The sequence below is a fragment of the Anaeroplasma bactoclasticum genome (assembly GCF_003550015.1).
GTDB classification, from domain to species: Bacteria; Bacillota_I; Bacilli_A; order Acholeplasmatales; family Anaeroplasmataceae; genus Anaeroplasma; species Anaeroplasma bactoclasticum.
In genome coordinates, this window is record NZ_QXEV01000002.1 from 211,340 (window position 1) to 230,246 (window position 18,907).

Below are 18,907 nucleotides of genomic sequence, written 5' to 3' on the forward strand. Positions count from 1 at the left end.
TTTAATATGGATATTTACGATTATTTAATAGTTGGTTCGGGGCTATATGGCTCAATATGCGCATATGAATTAAATAAAAAAGGATATACATGTTTGGTAATCGATAAAAGAAATAATATCGCTGGGAATATTTACACGAAAAATATTGAAGGTATTAATGTTCATATATATGGAGCTCATATATTTCATACATCTAATAAAGAAGTATGGGATTATATAAATCAATTTGCAGTATTTAATAATTATATTAATTCACCTGTTGCTCGATACAAGAATGAATTGTATAATCTACCATTTAATATGAATACATTTACTAAAATTTGGCCAGAATGTTTTACACCTAATGATGTAAAAAATAAAATTGAAGAAGAAAAGTCAAAATTTCATATTGCTGAGCCAAAGAATTTAGAAGAACAAGCAATAAATCTTGTAGGTCCTACAATTTATGAAAAATTGATAAAAGGGTATACTGCAAAGCAATGGGGAAGACCATGTACCGAGTTGCCTCCTTTTATCATAAAAAGATTACCTGTAAGATTTACTTTTGATAACAACTATTTTAATGATAGATATCAAGGAATTCCAATAGGTGGGTATACTCAAATTATAAAAAAAATGTTAGATGGTATTGAAGTTAAATTAAATACTAATTTCTTTGATAATAGAAAAGAATTCGAAACTATTGCTAAAAATATCATTTATACTGGACCAATTGATGAATTTTTTGAATATAAATATGGACCATTAGAGTATAGAACAGTAAAATTTGAAACTGAAGTATTAAATGAATCAAATTACCAAGGTAATGCAGTAATTAATTATACGGATTATGAGATACCATATACACGCATCATCGAGCATAAGCATTTTGAATTTGATACAACTTCATCTAAAACGGTTATATCTAAAGAGTATTCAGTTGCATGGAAACTAGGGGATGAGCCTTATTATCCGATAAATAATGATAAAAATAATGAATTGTATTTGAAATATAAAAATGATGCTGATAAATTGACTAATGTTCATTTTGGTGGAAGATTAGGCCAATATAAATACTATGATATGGATAAGGTAATAATAGAAGCATTAGATTATTTAAAAAATATTTAATGAATATGTGAAAACAAAATAATGCTTAATCTAAATATATTTTAAAGCAAATAAGTAAAGTATAAAAGAATATCCAATATTAAACATATGTAACGGGAAATTTTGTAAAATTGTTTTAAATATAAATGTATATGGAGATAGGAAATAATATGATAGTAAAAAAAATATTACAAAGGATGAAAAATGGAACATTAATTGAGTCTTTTAGAAAAAAAACATATGTAAAAATTCATATAAAAAAATCAAAAAATAATCCGGAAAAGTATTTAATTAATTTGGGGAAAATTTGCTTAAAATATAAGATGAATTTAAATGATCCACAAACATTCAATGAAAAATTAAATTGGTATAAATTAAATTATCACAACGAGTTAATGGATTTTGTAGTAGATAAAATTAATGCTAAGAAATATGTGTTATCAAAGAATTTAGATGATATTATTATAAAAACGATAGGCACATATAGTAATATTGAAGATATTGATTATAATTCTTTGCCAAATAGTTTTGTTGTAAAAAACACATTAGATTCTGGTGGAGTATACATTTGTAAAGATAAAAAAAACATAAATATAAATAAGTTAAAAGAAAAACTATCCAGTTTTAAAAAAGAGATGTTCGATGGTGTTCATTGGGCGCTTGAAACAGCTTATTCTGAAAATAATAAAATTATAGTTGAAGAATTAATAGATACACTAGATGGTCATTCTCCTGCAGATTATAAATTTTTTTGTTTTAATGGAGAACCTGAGTTTTTATTTGTAGGTACTGAAAGAGATATTGATGTTAAATTTGACTTTTATGATATTAATTTTAATTGGTTAAACGTAAGACAAGGTCACAAAAATAATTTAAATAGGCCTAAAAAACCTAAAAATTATGAAAGAATGCTAGATATATGTAGAATATTATCAAAAGATTTTCCTCATGTTCGTGTTGATTTGTATAATATTGATGGAAAAATCTATTTTGGTGAATTGACTTTTTATCATTTTGCAGGTTTAACTCCATTCGAACCAAGAAAATGGGATTATGAATTTGGTAAGTTTTTTGACATAACTAAAATTCAACATTTAAAATGATTGACATGTTAGGGGTTTTATATGAGTATAAAGAGTATAATAAAATCAAGTTCTGTGAATTTTTATGATTTTATAAAATGTATAAGATTAAAGAAATATGAGATAAAAAAAATCAAAGAAAAAAGAAGGAGATTGATAGAAAACACAATTTCATTAACGAAAAATCAAAAGAAACAAATTGATGATTTTTTTAAAGAAAATTATGGCCAAAAGATTCCATACTATTGGCACAAAGAGTATTATGCAATAAGTGGAAAATTTGATTATAAGTTTTTCCCTGAATTATTATTTATTCCTGGTTTTGAACGATTGGTAAACAATCCGCACTATTATAAATGCTTAAGTGATAAAAATATTATTGACATAATAGGAAATAGTATTAATATTAAATCTCCAAGGGTATATGTTAGATGTGCAAATGGAATTATTACAGACTCAAATAGAACTACTATATCACTAGAAGAATCATATTCTATTGTATCTAAGTTGGATAATTTTTTTATTAAACCATCTATAGATTCATGTTCTGGACAAGGGTGTTCTATTATATATAATAAAGAAATTGATAGTCTAGATAAATATAAAGAGTTGCTTAAAATTTATAAAAAGGATTTCCTTATCCAAGAAATTGTCAAAAACAGTAAAGATTTATATAATTTGAATCCAACATCATTGAATACTTTTAGAGTCATTACATATATATTAAAAGGAAAGATATACTATATGCCAATTATTTTACGAATAGGTAGAAATGGCAAATTCCTTGATAATGCACATCAGGGAGGAATTTTTATAGGTGTTAAAGATGACGGCTCTTTATTGCGAACAGCAGTATCAGAGTTTAATGAAAAATATAATTCTCATCCTGATACAAATATTGTTTTTGAAAATTATAAAATTAGTAGTTTTCAAAAAGTAATTGAAGCCGCTATTAAACTTCAAAGTCTAATACCTCATATTGGGTGTATTAATTGGGATTTAACTTTAGATGAAAATGAAGATGTAGTTTTAATTGAGGGGAATATGATAGGGGGGTCTATTTGGCTAATTCAAATGGCACATGGTGTATCAGGTTTTGGAGAAAACACAGCTGAGGTTTTAAGGTTGGTAAAAGAGAATAAAAAATTATATTAGTATAATGCAAATGTATATTTTGTATTGATTTATATGTAAAAGGTTTAATTATGAAAAGTAACGGGTTAAAAAGGAATTTTATTTTTCAAATTTTATATCAATTTGTAGTACTTGTAATTCCTCTTGTAACTGCACCGTATTTAACACGTGTTTTACAAGATACAAACTTGGGGATATATACATTTACGTATTCAATTGCATATTATTTTATCGTTGCTGCTATGCTTGGAATTTCAAAATATGGACAAAGGGTTATAGCTTCAAGAAAAAACAATGAATATGCTCTTAGAAGGACATTTTGGAGTCTATATTTTGTACATACAATAATTTCATTGATTTCAATTAGTGCATATACCATTTTTGCATTATTGCAACAAAATGATAGAACTATATATATATATTACAAATATTTTATGTTTTATCAGCATTATTTGATATTACATGGCTTTTCTATGGTTTGGAAAGTTTTAAATCTGTAGTTCTTAAAAATTTTATAATTAAAATAATTTCAACAACCTTGATTTTTGTGTTGATAAAAAGTGCTGAGCATTTATGGTTATACACATTAATTATGTCTACATCTGTTTTACTAGGACAAGTTTGTTTATTACCGCAAGCATTTAAATCTATCAAACCATGCAAGTTTTCAAAAGAAGATTGTATAGAACATATTAAACCATTATTTGTTTTATCAATTGCAGTAATTGCATCAACCCTCTATACAGTATTTGATAAAACATTATTAGGTTGGTTTTTTCCAGATCAAAAAGAACAAGTTGCATATTATGAATATTCATATAAAATTATTCAAATTCCGACATCAATCATTGTTGTTGTTGGAACTGTATTATTTCCAAGATCTTGCGCATGCTATGCCAAAAATGATATGGAAGGAATGAAGAAGTATTTTAACTTATCCATTTATTTTACATTTTTTATAGCATTTGGAGCAATTCTTGGATTAATTGCAGTTTCGGATTTATTTGTAGTAGAGTATTATGGTGATGCATTTGCGGTTTGTGGAAATATTATAAAATGTTTGTCTCCTATAATACTAATATTATCTTTGGGTGAAGCGATAAGAACTCAATATTTAATTCCGATGGGAAAAGATATGGCATATATTATTATTACAGCAATCATTGCACTCCTTAATATAGCTTTATCTTGTATTTTAATCCCTGTAATTGGAATTTATGGAGCTATAATTGGCACAGTTTCAGCTGAACTGGTTGGAACAGTATCCCAAACAATAGTTTGTAGAAAAAACATAGATTTTAAAAAGATGTTCTTATCAATGATTCCTTTTGTAATTGCTGCAGGAATAATGTATGGTACGATTATATTCGTTCAAAGATGGTTTAATGATTCAACTATAGATTTAATCATTCAAATTATTATTGGTGGAACAGTATATGTTTTAGTTGTAATAGGATTATTCTTATTAAGAAAAGATTATAGAAATAATATAATAAATTATGTTAAAAAGAAATTAAAAAAAGGTAATGAATCTAAACAAGAACCTTTAGTTGAAATTAGTATTGAAGAATCTAATGAAAAAAAGGAAGTACTAGAAAATGAGTAAAATTTTAGTTACTGGTGGAGCTGGATTTATTGGTTCCAATCTATGTAAAGTATTACTTGATAGAGGTGATCAAGTAATATCTATAGATAATCTAAATGATTATTATGATGTAAATATTAAATATTGGAGATTAGAACAATTAAATAAATATTCTAATTTTAAATTCATTAAAATGGATTTAGTAGATAAAAAGGAATTAATGGATTTATTTGAGTGTGAGCATTTTGATATTGTAGTTAATCTAGCTGCCCAAGCTGGAGTTAGATACTCAATTACAAATCCAGATGCATATATTAATTCTAATTTAATTGGATTCTATAACATTCTAGAAGCTTGTAGACACTATCCTGTGAAGCATTTAGTATATGCTTCATCATCTAGTGTGTATGGATCTAATAAGAAAGTACCATATTCTACAGATGATAAAGTAGATAATCCAGTATCCTTATATGCTGCAACCAAGAAGAGCAATGAGCTTATGGCTCATGCTTATTCAAAGTTATATAATATACCATGTACTGGATTAAGATTCTTTACAGTATATGGACCTGCAGGAAGACCAGATATGGCATACTTTGGTTTCACAAATAAATTAATTAAGGGTGAAACTATTCAAATCTTTAATTATGGAAACTGCTTAAGAGATTTTACTTATGTAGATGATATAGTTGAAGGTGTAAAAAGAGTTATTGATAAGGCACCTGAAAAGAAGGATGGGGAGGATGGATTACCAATTCCTCCATATAAGGTTTATAACATTGGAAATAATCATCCAGAAAGTCTATTAGACTTTGTTCAAATTCTTCAAGAAGAATTAATCAAAGCTAAAGTATTACCTGAGGATTATGATTTTGAAGCTCATAAGAAGCTAGTTCCAATGCAAGCTGGAGATGTACCTGTAACTTATGCAGATACTACTGATTTAGAAAGAGATTTCGGATTTAAGCCTGCAACTCCACTTAGAGAAGGCTTAAGAAAATTTGCAGAGTGGTACAAAGAATTCTATAAAGTAGAGTGTAAATAACAATACGCTTTCATAAACACCATTATTTGATGGTGTTTTATTTTTATTTGAAATAGTGTATAATACTTATGTTTGTAGCAAACTGTTAACTTATGTTAACAAATTGCTAAGTTTTGATGAAAGGATGCATATGTTAAGGTATGAATTATCGTAGTTTTTCAGATTTGAGTTCATTAATTGAAAATAATATACAAAACATTCCTTGGGACATTGATTTAGTAGTTGGTGTTCCTAGGTCTGGATTATTAGTTGCAAATATGATTGCTTTATTAATGAATAAGACTTTAACAGATCTAAATGGATACTTAGATAATCGCTTAATCGCTTCTGGAAAAACAAAAAATGTTTCTCCAAAGCTACCCAAGGATTGTAAGAAAGTATTGATTGTAGAAGATTCAGTAGCTAGTGGTGCATCAATTATTAGTTGTAAGGAAAAAATGTCTTCCATTAAAGATGTAGAATTTATATATTTAGCAGCCTATGTTGAACCAGGAAAAGAGAAAATGGTTGATATATTCTTTGAAATATTACCTCAACCTAGAGTCTTTGAATGGAATCTATTCCATCATAAGGGAGTAATTTCAAATAGCTGCTTCGACATTGATGGAGTATTATGTATTGATCCTACTAATGAACAAAATGATGATGGAGATAAATATATTGATTTTATCAAAAATGCAGAAGTAAAGATGCTTCCTACTGTAAAGATTGATAAGATTGTAACTAGCCGTTTAGAAAAGTATAGATCTTATACAGAAGAATGGTTAAAGAAAAATAATATTGAATATAATGAATTAGTTATGCTAAATGCTACTGCAGAAGAAAGAAGAGAAAAGAATCTTCATGCTTCATTTAAGGCAGAAGTATATAAGAATAGTAAGGATGAATTATTCATTGAAAGTGAAATAAATCAGGCTATTGATATTAATAAAATATCTGGTAAGCCTGTTTACTGCACGGAGAATAATTATATGTATGATGGTTCTAAAGAATATCTAAAGATGGAATCTAGAAAAAGAGGCTTTAAGGCATTCTTATTAAAGTTTAGATTAGTTCGTTATTTAAATAAGAAAAGGAAGAATCGTAAGAATGGTACTAAATAAAGAAAGAAACGCTAGAATTAGCGTTGCTTGGGGCTTTATCTTTAAGATTGTTTCATTAGTATGTCCATTTATTATTAGAACTCTTCTTATTAAAATAATGGGCTCTGAGTATTCAGGCTTAGGAAGCTTATTTACTTCCATTTTGCAAGTGTTAAGCTTAGCTGAATTAGGCTTTGGAACTGCAATGGTTTATTCTATGTATAAACCAGTTGCACAGGATGATAAGAGTAAATTATCTGCAATACTAAAGTATTATAGAAAAATATACTATATTATCAGTATAATCATTTTAGTTGCTGGCGCAGCTGTATTACCATTTTTGAAATTCTTGGTGAAAGATGATGTTCCAAGCTCAGTTAATTTATATATTCTATATGGAATATATGTATTAAATACATTTATAAGCTATTTTGGATTAGCTTATAGAGCATCTCTTTTATCTGCATATCAAAGAGAAGATATAAACTCTATAGCAAACCTAATTGTAAATGTTTTATTATATGCAGCTCAAATTATTGTTTTAATCATACATCCTAACTATTATTTATTCATTATATTTTTACCTATTACTACATTACTATTAAATGTAATAAAATACTTTTACGTAAAAAAGAAATATAAAGATATCACCCCAACTGGTGAGCTTGATGAAGATGTAAGAAAAGAAATTAAAACCAATATGGCAGCACTATTGTGCCATAAGGTTGGTGGAGTAGTTGTTAATAGTGCTGACAATATTGTAATTTCTGCATTCTTGGGACTTGTTGTATTGTCTAACTACAATAATTATTATTATCTATTAAGTGCGATATCCGCATTTATTATAATTATTTTTACATCACTTTGCGCTGGTGTTGGTAATTCATTAATTGTAAAAACAAAAGAAGAAAATGAAAGATTCTTTAATCGAGTATTTTTGATAAATTGTGTTGTTGTTTCTTTCTGCACAATTTGCTTTTTCAACCTTTATCAATTGTTTGTTGAATTTTGGGTTGGAAAAGAATTAATGTTTGATTTCTTTACAGTTATTTTATTCTGTATTTATTTCTATTTACATATGATAAGAAGAACAATTATCATGTATAGAGATGCCTTTGGAGCTTGGAAGGATAATAAGATACAACCAATTGTATCCTGTATCTTCAATTTAATTGTTAATATTATATTAGTTAATTTTATAGGTATTTATGGTATTTTAATTTCTACAATATTATCTATGGTATTAATTGATATTCCCTGGGAGACAATTACTTTCTTTAAGAATATTTCCAAATATTCTCCAAAGAAATACATAATCTTTGGTGTAAGTTTTATTATATCAACAACTATAAGTTGTTTAATCTGTTATTTTATACCATTTAATGTAGAGAATCTTATAGTAAATATGATTATAAATTTAGGTGTATCTATAGCTATATTTGGTTTGATTCAAGGACCAATGTATATCGTATTTAAAAGAATGAATAGAAAAGTATACAATATAGATATGTATAAATCATAGAAAGGATTTTTATCTATGAAAGTATTAGTTATTAATTCTTATTATTATCCTAATATTATTGGTGGAGCTGAAAGATCTACTCAATTAATTGCTGAAGGTATGAAAAGAGCAGGACACGATGTAATGGTGTTTTGTTTAAAGCATGCAAAAGATGAAGAAGTTAATGGAGTAAAAATCTATAGAGCTAATCCTGGTAAATTTAATGTAGATATTAGAATCAATGATAAGGGTAATTTCTTTCAAAAATTAAAGAATAAATTGGTTGAAACAAATAATAAAACCATTTATAAAGAATTAATAAAAGTAATTGATGAATTTAAGCCTGATGTAGCCCATTTGAACAATCTATATGGACTATCTCCAATTGTATGGAAGGCACTAAAAGAAAAAGGTGTTAAGGAAGTTCAAACTGTTAGAGATTATTGGTTCTTTGATGGCTTTAGCTATAAGAGTAAGAATTTCTTATTCAAAATGTATCATAAGCATTATTTTAAGAAATACTCTAAATTTGTTGATATAGTTACTGCCCCATCTTTAGCCACATTAGATGTTGCTAAAAAATCTAATTTATTTAAAAATGCTAAATTCCATTTTGTAAATAATGGAATTGAATTTGATTTAAATAAAACCTTTGAATTAATCAATAAGAAAAAGAATCAAAATATAAATGAATACACATATTTATTTGCTGGAACATTAGTTGAAAAGAAAGGTATCTTAAATCTAATTGAAGCATTCAATTTATTAAAAGATAATAAATATAAGCTTAAAATATGTGGAGATGGACCATTAAAGGATAAAGTAATAGAAGCTACGAGTAAAAATTCAAATATTACTTATTTAGGTAAAATCAATAAAGAACAACTATATAAGGAATATGAATCTTCCAATATAGTGGTTGTACCAAGTTTATGGGTAGAACCATTTGGTATGGTTGTAATTGAAGCTATGATTAATGGTTGTGTTGTTATTGGCACAAACTATGGTGGCATCCATGAAATCATATCTAATATAAAAGGTGGATTAGAAGTAGATCCTAATAATATTAATGAATTATCGAATGCATTAAAAGCTGTTGCAGATACAAACGTAATAAATGATTTATTAACTAAAATAGAAAAAAGTATTGATTGTTATCAAATTGATAATACAATTAAGAAATATTTAGAATTGTATAAATAAAAATGTAACAAAGAATTTCATAACAAAATTATTTGACTAAAAATTCAAATGGATATATAATCTATTTGAATTTTTTTATTTCAAACAAGGAGATAACTATGAAAAAGTTTAATTCGGAGAAGTTTGCAAAAGATATTTATAAATTAAGAAAAGAAAAAAAGTATTCTCAAACATATATAGAAGAAAAAACTGGTATTTCTAGAATCATTTTAGGTAAAATGGAAAAAAATGAATTCATGCCATCTATTGAAAAAGTAGAATTATTGTGTGAATTATTTGATCTAGAACCTATTAATTATTTTATGGAAGAGGAAAAGGTAAAGAGTATTGATTCTAAACCAGTAAATATTGCAGTTGCAGGTACAGGCTATGTAGGATTATCCTTAGCTGTATTACTTGCACAGCATAATCATGTAACTGCTGTTGATGTTATACCTGAAAAGGTAGAAAAGATTAATAATCATATATCTCCTATTCAGGATGATTATATTGAATTATATTTGAAGGAGAAGAAACTTGATTTAGTTGCAACTACAGATGCGAAGGAAGCATATAAGAATGCAGAAATTGTCATCATCGCAACTCCAACAAATTATGATTCTAAAAGAAATTTCTTTGATACAAAATATGTTGAACAGGTAATTGAATTAGTATTAAGTGTTAACCCTAATGCAATTATGATTATTAAATCTACAATTCCAGTAGGTTACACTGGAAGTGTAAGAAAGAAATATAATACAAATAATATTTTATTCTCTCCAGAGTTCTTAAGAGAATCTAAAGCATTATATGACAATCTATATCCATCAAGAATTATTGTTGGATACCCTAAGGGAGATGAAAAGCTACTTAGCTATGCTAAGAAGTTTGCATCACTTTTACAGGAAGGCGCAATCAAAGAAGATATTCCAACTTTATTTGTTGGCTTAACTGAGGCAGAGGCAGTAAAGCTATTTGCGAATACCTACCTAGCTCTTCGTGTAGCTTACTTTAATGAGCTAGATACTTATGCTGAAACGAAGGGTTTAAATACTAAAGATATTATTGATGGAGTATGCCTAGACCCAAGAATTGGTAATTTCTATAATAACCCATCCTTTGGTTATGGTGGATATTGTCTTCCAAAGGATACAAAGCAGTTAAAGGCTAATTTTGCTGATGTACCAGAAAATCTAATTTCAGCTATCGTAGAATCCAATAGAACTAGAAAGGATTTCATCGCTGATGAAATCTTAGCTAAGGCTGGATTCTTTGGCTTTGACTATGAGATGGGATTAGGTGGAATTCCAGGTAAGCCTGTAACCATTGGTATTTTTAGATTAACTATGAAATCCAATAGTGATAACTTTAGACAATCTGCCATTCAAGGTGTAATTAAAAGATTAAGAGCTAAAGGCGCTAATGTAATTATTTATGAACCAACACTAAAGGATGAATATTTCTTTGAAAATAAAGTAATTCATGATCTAAATGATTTCAAAAACATCTCAGATGTTATTGTTGCGAATAGATATGAACCATTACTTGATGATGTAGAAGATAAAGTATATACAAGAGATTTATTTAGAAGAGATTAAAAAAGATAGGCAAGCTTGCCTATCTTTTAATTTGTATTTACAATATATTCTTTATCTATTTCGCTTCGTCTTTTGTAATAATCACTTGTGGAACAAATGAATTTTGCAGGAGAACCAGCATATACACCATTACTCTTTAAATCCTTTGTGACAATAGAACCAGCACCAACGATTACATTATCTCCAATAGTTACTCCTGGTAAAATAATGGTTCTTTGTCCTATGAAGCTCCATTTTCCAATTCTTATCTCTTTTTGAATTCTAAATTCTTTATTATAATTTGCCTCACATGCATAATATCCATATTCAATTGCATGATCATGAGTCAAAAGTAAGCAATTTGAAGTAATAGTTGTGCCTTCTCCAATAAATATTTTTGCAGTTGTATCAAAATATACATCTGATGCAATAAATCTTGGTAATTGTGATTCAAATTGTACTCCATATTTTTTATATATTTTACATAAATGCTTCATATACTTTTTTCTTCCGAAAACAGTATACATTTTTAAATTCTTAATATGCATTTTTTTAAATAGTCTACCTAATTTTCCCATGATATACCTCACATCTAAACTGAATGTATTTTATCATTTATAAAAAGAAGAATCAACTTACACGCTTATTATTTTTATATATAAAATTATTAAATCATTTTTGTTATTTAAAATATCTAATATATTATTGTATAATATCAGTAATGGAGATTAAGTATATGGTTGTATTTGAATGTATAAAATCAGTAATAGAAAATGAGAATAAGAAATATGTAGTTGATGAGGATTCTCTAAGAATTGCAAATGAATCTCATCTATTACCCTTTTTATATCTATCTATGGATGAAAATACATCTATAGATATAAAAGAACAAATACAATCAAAATTTAATGCTTATATTTTATATGATTCCATGCTCGATATAGAATATAATAGATTCATTAAATTAATGGATGATAATGGAATTAAATATTCCATATTAAAGGGATTTCATTTAAGAAAATATTATCCTAAATCCTTTTTAAGATTTATGTGTGATATTGATGTATTAGTAGATAAAAAGGATTTCTATAAGGCAGGTAAAATCTTAATAGATTTAGGCTATTCTAAGGGAGAATTTACAAATCATGATCAAGGCTATATTAAAAATCCATTTAATATAGAACTTCATTATAGATTGATTTCACAAAAGGAATATGGAGGATCATATTTTAAGAATCCATTTTCATTAATGATGAAAATAGAGAATTCAAATGAATATATCTTTAAAAGAAAAGAAGATGAATATTTATATTATTATTGTCATCTTTTAAAGCATTATGAGGAATATGGTATTGGCTTTAGGAATTTTATTGATTTATATTTATTCTTAAAAAATAATAAATTAGATTATGAATACATTCATAAAATATATAAAATGACTAGCTTTTATGACGATTGTATCTATTTAGAAGAATATATAAAAGATTTATTCACAGAAAAAGAAGAATATAAAGAATTCACTAATAAGCTATTACATGATAAAACCTATGGCTCTATGCATCAAATGATGGAAAGGGAGCTTGAGCATGACTCAACGATAAAATGGTTATTCAAAAAAGTATTCCCTAATATAGCTTATATGAAGAATAGATATTCTATATTAAGACATAAAATAGGCTATATATTATTACCATTCTTATATATTCATCACTGGTTTTATTATGGAGTAGTAAAACTAAAATATTCTATTAAAAAATATAAATATGCAAAAAAGATAAAGAAAGAAGAATGAAAAGGAACTGTTAGCACCAGTTCTTTTTTAGTATTTTTAAATAATTGTGGTGCATAAAATTAATAATAACAACGCAAAAACGGTGATTTTGTGTTATAATTATAGAAATTGAAATTTATTCAATGGAATAATTTTGAAAGGAGCACCATTTAGAATAATCTAAATGCTTGTATTCGTGCAATTATGAGGAAAAGTGTTGTTTTTTTATTTGGAATATTTCTTTTATTGATACTATCAAGCTGCTCAAAGAAATGCGAGCATCAAAATATTATTATCGATAAAGGATATGCAGCAACATGCACGGATAGTGGACTTACTGATGGCTCCCATTGTAAGGATTGTGGTGAAATTCTTGAAGCACAGGTGGTGATTGAGGCTTTAGGACACAAGGAAAAAGAGGCTTTTGGTGTTGCACCAAGCTGTACTGAGCCAGGCTTAACACCAGAGATATATTGCGAGGTGTGTAACAAGATTTTAAAGTCGCAAGAGGTAATAGATCCATTAGGACATCATTATGTTGAGGATTTAGCAGTTTCCCCAACATGTACAAAACCAGGCTTGACAAAAGGCAGCCACTGCGAAACATGTGGAAAAGTATTCGTTGCGCAAGAAGAAATTGCAATGGTAGATCATAAAGTTATAGAGGATCCTATGGTTGCCCCAACCTGTACAAAACCAGGGTTGACACAAGGTAGCCACTGCGAAACATGTGGAAAAGTACTAATTGCACAGGAGGAAATTGCCCCACTTGGTCATAAAGTTGTAGAGGACCCTATGGTTGCCCCCAACGATTTATGAATGCGGTCTAACAGAAGGTTCCCATTGTGAGGTTTGTGGTGAGGTAATCGTTAAACAAGAAGTGATTGAAAAGATAATTTCTTACAATGTTACTGCATTACCAAATAATTCCTATTATGGTCATATCGAGGGTAATACTAACCAAATTCTACTTGAAAATGAAGAATCAGAAGAGATTACTGCTATACCAAATCTTGGATATAAATTTGTATCTTGGTCGAATGGAGAAAAGGATGAAACGATTCGTATAACTCCTACAGAAGATACAGTATTAGTTGCTAATTTTGAAATTGATGCTTATGAATTACCTATAATGGAAATATATACACAAGATAATGCTCCAATTATTTCTAAGGATGAATATGTTAATTGTAATGTTTCTGTTTCTAATGCTTTATATGAATACTGCTTTGATTCTTTAAGTGGAAAAATAAAAGGTAGAGGAAATTCAACTTGGAATATGGCTAAAAAGCCATATAAATTAAAATTTGATAAGAAAATAGATTTATTTGGTAATGGTAAAGCCAAAACATGGACATTGATTGCTAATTATTGTGATAAATCTATGATAAGAAATTATATCGCATATTCCATGGGTAAATTATTAGAATCGGATTATGTAACATCTACTCAATTTATAGAGTTATTCTTAAATGGTGAGTATTTAGGTGTCTATTTAGTTTGTGAACAAAATGAGGTTGGCGAAAATAGAGTTGAAATAGATGAATCCTATAGAGATGTTAATACAGGTTATCTATTAGAATTAGATAGAAGAGCACCAGATGAAGGAATAGAAGAGGGCAAGGATTGGTTTAAGCTAAATTCATATCCTTATGCAATAAAATCTCCAGAACCTGATGATCCTCTTTATACCGTAGAATTTACGAATTATATCAAAGAGTATTTAAATACTTCATTTAATTCAATATTAAGTAAAAACTATGAAGATGTTAAGAATTATATTGATGTTGATTCTTTTGCAAAAACATATATTGTTCATGAAATAATGAATATGTTAGACGTATCTGTTTCTAGTTTTTATATATAAAGACAAAGATGGAAAATTAAAATCTAGACCTTTATGGGACTTTGATATTAGCTCAGGTAATTATAATTATAATATTTCAGATCCAGCAAATAGTTATTTAACATTGTGGGCAAAACAAAGAAACCCTTGGTATAATAAACTACTTGAAATAGATGAATTTAAAAATCTAGTCAGTGATTATTTAAAGGATAATTATATAAAGATATGTAAATTATTTAATAATATTTTGAAAGAAACAGATGATCTTAAGAATTCTTTTGAAAGGAATTTTATTAAATGGGACATATTAGAAAAATATGTATGGCCAAATCCAACGGAACTTGTTGAAATCCATACTTGGATGGGGCAGGTAGAATGGCTAATGGATTGGTTACATAAATCTTTAGATTATGTATATAATTATTATGTAAATGCATCTAATGATGCCTATTCCATAGGAATTAGTAATGGCGATACATATATGGTTCAAGTGTTTAATTCTTTAGACACATTAAATCCTACCATTGTACTTAATAATGCGTGGAGTAGAGATTTATCTACTGGTGCATTAGTAAAGGATGGTTCTGGTGCAATAATATTAAAAATTAATGTTGTTGATGGCTATAAATTAAAATCAGTAGGAGTTAATGATGATACTTTAATTACTAGCATAGAGTGCTTAGATAAAGAAAAGAATATATATAGAATTAATGGTATTCAAGGAGATATTGAAGTAGTTATTGAAACAGAAGAAAATGCTTCTATCCCAATTGATAGTTGATATAATAAAAATAGCCTTATTTAAAAAAAGTATATGAAAACATATCTAAAAGCATATTGTTATAAAAATTCTATCATAATGATATATAAACTATCAATTTGATAGAAAATTAAAAGTATACTTGAAATAATAAAAGAATAGGGTATAATAGTATTAGTTAATAGAAATTCCCTTTTTCTATGGCGAGAGTTATACACATATATTGGAAAGGACAAGTCGTGATGACTTGTCCTTTTCATATATATAAATATATATGATATTTTATAATTGTGTTATAAAAAATATTTGACAGAAGAGTTATTTAGTATTAATATGTAATTGCATTAAAAATGCGAGAGGGAGATAAAAAAATATGAAAAAGAAATTAATTGGTTTATTTGGTATTGCAGCCTTAGGTATTGCACTTGCATCTTGCGGATACCAAGATCAAAAATTAAGTACATCAAAGGATTTTGATATAACAATACCAGAAGTGGATTCTAATGCGAAATTATTAACTGGTGAAGAAAAAACTCAATTCATAGAGAAAAATTCTTCTCATATTTATGAATCATCGGATGAAGCAAAGGTAGAAGAATATATGAATGGATATTCTTCCATGGTAATTGTAGCTAAAACGAATTATCTGGGGGATGATTATACTCTATCTGGATATTTTAAGTCTATTGTTGATTATAAGAATAAAAACTATTGGTATTATGAAAAATTTATTCGTACACAAAATGATGTAACTTATACAGATGAAGTTGAAACTAAAATAGTATATAAAGATGATAATTTTCTTGTTAAAACAAGTATTAACTTAAATAATCATGAATACGTAAGTGGCTGGGAATCTAGTGATGATGGCTATGAATATGCATTAGTTTCAAGAATAACTGGTAAGGCAGATATTTATACAACCGTATCTAGTAATTATGATTTATATATATTTATTGAATTACCTTCTTGGAATCGGTCCTTTTATTCTTTAAGTCAAGGATATGCTTCTTTAGTAAATAGAGGCCAGGATTCATCTATTGATATATATTCATTAAATAATTATACCTATAGTAAATTAGAAAATGACGACAATAAACAAGTTATTATATCGAATAATGAATTTCTAGGTAGTTATTATAAACGTACTGACCGAGAACAATTCTATGAGTGTTATTTAATTAAGGATAGTTTATTAGATGATTCAATAAATCTTGATGGTGCAAATGAATACACTTATGAAGAAAACTATTATTATAAGCATAAAGAGTTTCCATTTTATCAATTTGGAAATGTTACGATTGGATCTATCTTGGGAAATTATAAGCTAGTTTCTACAATACCAGCTGATGTAGTTGCATCAAACTTTACTATTACTGAAGTAGAAGAAAATTAGCTTTACAAAAGAGATGGTATCCATCTCTTTTGGGTATATTATTTGACAGAAAAGTTATTTAGTATTAATATGTAATTGCATTAAAAATTTGAGAGGGAGATAAAAAAATATGAAAAAGAAATTAATTGGTTTATTTGGTATTGTAGTTAGTGGTATTGCACTTGCATCTTGCTCTGGCCAAGATCAAAAATTAAGTACATCTAAAGATTTTGAATTAACAATACCAGAAGTGAATTCTAATGCGAAATTATTAACTGGTGAAGAAAAGACTGAATTTATTGAAAGTGTATCTTCATATGATTATGAAGCGGATTCTAAAGGCTTAGAAGAATATATAAATGGATATTCTTCTATAGTAGGAGTATCTAAGTCTTATCGTATTTCTAAGGATTATACAAGAACTACTTATTGTAAGACGATTATTGATTATAAGAATCAAAATTATTGGTATTATGAAAAATGTATTTTTAAAGAAAATGATTTAACTTATACCAATGAAGTAGAAACTAAGATTGTTTTAAAGGATGATAATTTTATAGTTAAAACAAGCATTAGCTTAGATGGTTATAAATACTATGAAATGGATAACTATGGACTTAATGTAACAAATTTTAAGGTATCTGGTAAGGCAGATATTTATACTAGCGTTTCTAGTTCATATGGTGAATCTATAGCTTCAAGTTTCTTAACTTATATGAATGGAGCATTTTATTCTAATAAAGAGGGATATCCTTCTTTAGGAATGATAATACATTATTCAGATAATGAATTATATGTATCCGATAATTATGCATATTGTAAAATTATGATGAATGGAAACTCATATAATAAATACATTTCAGTAGCTGATAATGAATTCTTAGGAATTTATTATTTAGATATGAAACATGAAGACTTTACAGAATATTATTTAATAAAAAATGAATTATTAGATAATTCTATAAATCTAGATAATGCAAAAGAATACACACTTAAAGAATCAAGTGGCTTATATAATAACAATTTTCCATTCCATTGCTTTAGGGTTGTTACAGCAACTGAACCGACTCTTTTTGGTACCAATCGTATAATTTATCAAATTCCAGAAGATGTATTAAAATCTAACTTTACTATTACTGAAGTATAAGAAATTAATACTACATAAACTCCTTTTTAGGAGTTTTTCTTTTTATCTTTATAAAATAATCTACTAATAGTAAAATATAATCATAGATATTAAAATATGTTATTTGGGGTGTTATTATGCTAAATTTTATGTTAAAGGATGATTATACAATTATATATAAAGAATCTTTAGAAATTAAAGTATTAAGGGATGATAGCGGAACGCTATCCATAGTTACACCTAAAAATATTAATGAGATCAATATCAATATTAAAGAATACTTTATGAAAAATACATTTGCAAGACTACTTGCAAATCTATCTTTAAAGGATGTATCTATAGCTAATTTAATTACTATGTATCAATTCTTAACTACAGTAAAAAAGGATTATTATATATTAAAAGAACAATTTAATAATATATGTAATAAAGAATATAAATTTGAGTTTCCCCATTTTTAAATTCATACGAAATTTTGTCAATTTTAGGAGATGTCAAATCTGACCCCCATTACAGTCCACAAATCTCGTCTTCGCTTATTTCTTTTAGGGTAAATTATTGAAATTAAGTCCTTGCTAAAAAATGAAATAACCCCTTTTATTCCATCGCTTATTCTATATAACCAAAATAGTACCTTTTCTCTTATTTGTTTTTTGATTTTTCTTATTGCTTTTCCTACAGCCTTCATATTTATGACATTGCTAAAAAACATTACATATGTTAGTAATGTATTTAAGACTTGAATTCTTTTA

Annotated in this window: 15 protein-coding genes and 2 pseudogenes; 15 read left to right on the forward strand and 2 right to left on the reverse strand. The window is 27.1% G+C overall.

Annotated features, from left to right (window positions below; genetic code table 11):
* Positions 1 to 6: 6 nt before the first annotated feature.
* From glf to EI71_RS01880, 9 genes and pseudogenes are all read left to right on the forward strand, one after another.
* Entirely contained in the window at positions 7 to 1,110 is a 1,104-nt protein-coding gene (gene glf, locus EI71_RS01835; protein ID WP_119015542.1) for a UDP-galactopyranose mutase, read from the forward strand.
* Positions 1,111 to 1,286: 176 nt separating this feature from the next.
* Entirely contained in the window at positions 1,287 to 2,192 is a 906-nt protein-coding gene (locus tag EI71_RS01840) for an ATP-grasp fold amidoligase family protein (protein ID WP_211320998.1), read from the forward strand.
* Between the two features lie 21 nt (positions 2,193 to 2,213).
* On the forward strand, positions 2,214 to 3,326 hold the full coding sequence (locus EI71_RS01845; protein WP_119015544.1) for a sugar-transfer associated ATP-grasp domain-containing protein: 1,113 nt from the start codon (positions 2,214 to 2,216) through the stop codon (positions 3,324 to 3,326).
* A 50-nt stretch (positions 3,327 to 3,376) separates the two neighbouring features.
* Positions 3,377 to 4,911: pseudogene (locus tag EI71_RS10585) on the forward strand (oligosaccharide flippase family protein).
* Positions 4,904 to 5,935, forward strand: coding sequence for an NAD-dependent epimerase/dehydratase family protein (locus EI71_RS01860; RefSeq protein WP_119015546.1), 1,032 nt, complete (start codon positions 4,904 to 4,906; stop codon positions 5,933 to 5,935). The pseudogene EI71_RS10585 and the gene EI71_RS01860 overlap by 8 nt, the downstream one beginning before the upstream one ends.
* Positions 5,936 to 6,075: 140 nt before the next feature.
* A complete protein-coding gene (locus EI71_RS01865; protein ID WP_119015547.1) occupies positions 6,076 to 7,038 on the forward strand; it encodes a phosphoribosyltransferase family protein in 963 nt (320 codons plus the stop codon).
* A complete protein-coding gene (locus tag EI71_RS01870; protein ID WP_119015548.1) occupies positions 7,025 to 8,539 on the forward strand; it encodes a lipopolysaccharide biosynthesis protein in 1,515 nt (504 codons plus the stop codon). Before EI71_RS01865 ends, EI71_RS01870 begins: the two co-directional genes overlap by 14 nt.
* 15 nt (positions 8,540 to 8,554) lie before the next feature.
* Positions 8,555 to 9,721 (forward strand): glycosyltransferase family 4 protein, encoded by a 1,167-nt coding sequence (locus EI71_RS01875; RefSeq protein ID WP_119015549.1) that lies wholly within the window; start codon positions 8,555 to 8,557, stop codon positions 9,719 to 9,721.
* Positions 9,722 to 9,819: 98 nt separating this feature from the next.
* Positions 9,820 to 11,298: a nucleotide sugar dehydrogenase gene (locus EI71_RS01880; protein ID WP_119015550.1), complete on the forward strand. Its 1,479-nt coding sequence runs from the start codon at positions 9,820 to 9,822 to the stop codon at positions 11,296 to 11,298.
* A gap of 26 nt (positions 11,299 to 11,324) precedes the next feature.
* On the opposite strand, the gene EI71_RS01885 is transcribed toward EI71_RS01880, so the two are convergent.
* A complete protein-coding gene (locus EI71_RS01885) occupies positions 11,325 to 11,855 on the reverse strand; it encodes an acyltransferase (RefSeq protein ID WP_211320999.1) in 531 nt (176 codons plus the stop codon).
* Between the two features lie 158 nt (positions 11,856 to 12,013).
* Between EI71_RS01885 and EI71_RS01890 the strand changes: the two genes are divergently transcribed.
* The 6 genes and pseudogenes from EI71_RS01890 to EI71_RS01920 all read left to right on the forward strand — a co-directional run bounded on the left by EI71_RS01890 (position 12,014) and on the right by EI71_RS01920 (position 18,616).
* A complete protein-coding gene (locus EI71_RS01890) occupies positions 12,014 to 13,069 on the forward strand; it encodes a nucleotidyltransferase domain-containing protein (RefSeq protein ID WP_162849679.1) in 1,056 nt (351 codons plus the stop codon).
* Positions 13,070 to 13,294: 225 nt separating this feature from the next.
* Positions 13,295 to 13,867 (forward strand): hypothetical protein, encoded by a 573-nt coding sequence (locus EI71_RS01895; RefSeq protein WP_162849680.1) that lies wholly within the window; start codon positions 13,295 to 13,297, stop codon positions 13,865 to 13,867.
* Positions 13,868 to 13,928: 61 nt separating this feature from the next.
* A pseudogene (locus tag EI71_RS10510) lies at positions 13,929 to 15,675 on the forward strand (CotH kinase family protein).
* A gap of 352 nt (positions 15,676 to 16,027) precedes the next feature.
* Positions 16,028 to 17,050: a hypothetical protein gene (locus tag EI71_RS01910; protein ID WP_119015555.1), complete on the forward strand. Its 1,023-nt coding sequence runs from the start codon at positions 16,028 to 16,030 to the stop codon at positions 17,048 to 17,050.
* A 109-nt stretch (positions 17,051 to 17,159) separates the two neighbouring features.
* Positions 17,160 to 18,176 (forward strand): hypothetical protein, encoded by a 1,017-nt coding sequence (locus EI71_RS01915; protein WP_119015556.1) that lies wholly within the window; start codon positions 17,160 to 17,162, stop codon positions 18,174 to 18,176.
* A gap of 116 nt (positions 18,177 to 18,292) precedes the next feature.
* A complete protein-coding gene (locus tag EI71_RS01920; protein WP_119015557.1) occupies positions 18,293 to 18,616 on the forward strand; it encodes a hypothetical protein in 324 nt (107 codons plus the stop codon).
* Positions 18,617 to 18,639: 23 nt separating this feature from the next.
* Here the strand turns inward: EI71_RS01920 and EI71_RS10320 are convergent.
* Positions 18,640 to 18,907: hypothetical protein (locus EI71_RS10320; protein ID WP_211321000.1), on the reverse strand; the 268-nt coding region annotated here is incomplete at its 5' end.

What these genes read in the sequence shown, in the direction of transcription:
- glf (WP_119015542.1), top strand. Translation starts at nt 7, where the DNA reads ATGGATATTTACGATTATTTAATAGTTGGTTCGGGGCTATATGGCTCA.
- EI71_RS01840 (WP_211320998.1), top strand. Translation starts at nt 1,287, where the DNA reads ATGAAAAATGGAACATTAATTGAGTCTTTTAGAAAAAAAACATATGTA.
- EI71_RS01845 (WP_119015544.1), top strand. Translation starts at nt 2,214, where the DNA reads ATGAGTATAAAGAGTATAATAAAATCAAGTTCTGTGAATTTTTATGAT.
- EI71_RS01860 (WP_119015546.1), top strand. Translation starts at nt 4,904, where the DNA reads ATGAGTAAAATTTTAGTTACTGGTGGAGCTGGATTTATTGGTTCCAAT.
- EI71_RS01865 (WP_119015547.1), top strand. Translation starts at nt 6,076, where the DNA reads ATGAATTATCGTAGTTTTTCAGATTTGAGTTCATTAATTGAAAATAAT.
- EI71_RS01870 (WP_119015548.1), top strand. Translation starts at nt 7,025, where the DNA reads ATGGTACTAAATAAAGAAAGAAACGCTAGAATTAGCGTTGCTTGGGGC.
- EI71_RS01875 (WP_119015549.1), top strand. Translation starts at nt 8,555, where the DNA reads ATGAAAGTATTAGTTATTAATTCTTATTATTATCCTAATATTATTGGT.
- EI71_RS01880 (WP_119015550.1), top strand. Translation starts at nt 9,820, where the DNA reads ATGAAAAAGTTTAATTCGGAGAAGTTTGCAAAAGATATTTATAAATTA.
- EI71_RS01885 (WP_211320999.1), bottom strand. Translation starts at nt 11,855, where the DNA reads ATGGGAAAATTAGGTAGACTATTTAAAAAAATGCATATTAAGAATTTA.
- EI71_RS01890 (WP_162849679.1), top strand. Translation starts at nt 12,014, where the DNA reads ATGGTTGTATTTGAATGTATAAAATCAGTAATAGAAAATGAGAATAAG.
- EI71_RS01910 (WP_119015555.1), top strand. Translation starts at nt 16,028, where the DNA reads ATGAAAAAGAAATTAATTGGTTTATTTGGTATTGCAGCCTTAGGTATT.
- EI71_RS01915 (WP_119015556.1), top strand. Translation starts at nt 17,160, where the DNA reads ATGAAAAAGAAATTAATTGGTTTATTTGGTATTGTAGTTAGTGGTATT.
- EI71_RS01920 (WP_119015557.1), top strand. Translation starts at nt 18,293, where the DNA reads ATGCTAAATTTTATGTTAAAGGATGATTATACAATTATATATAAAGAA.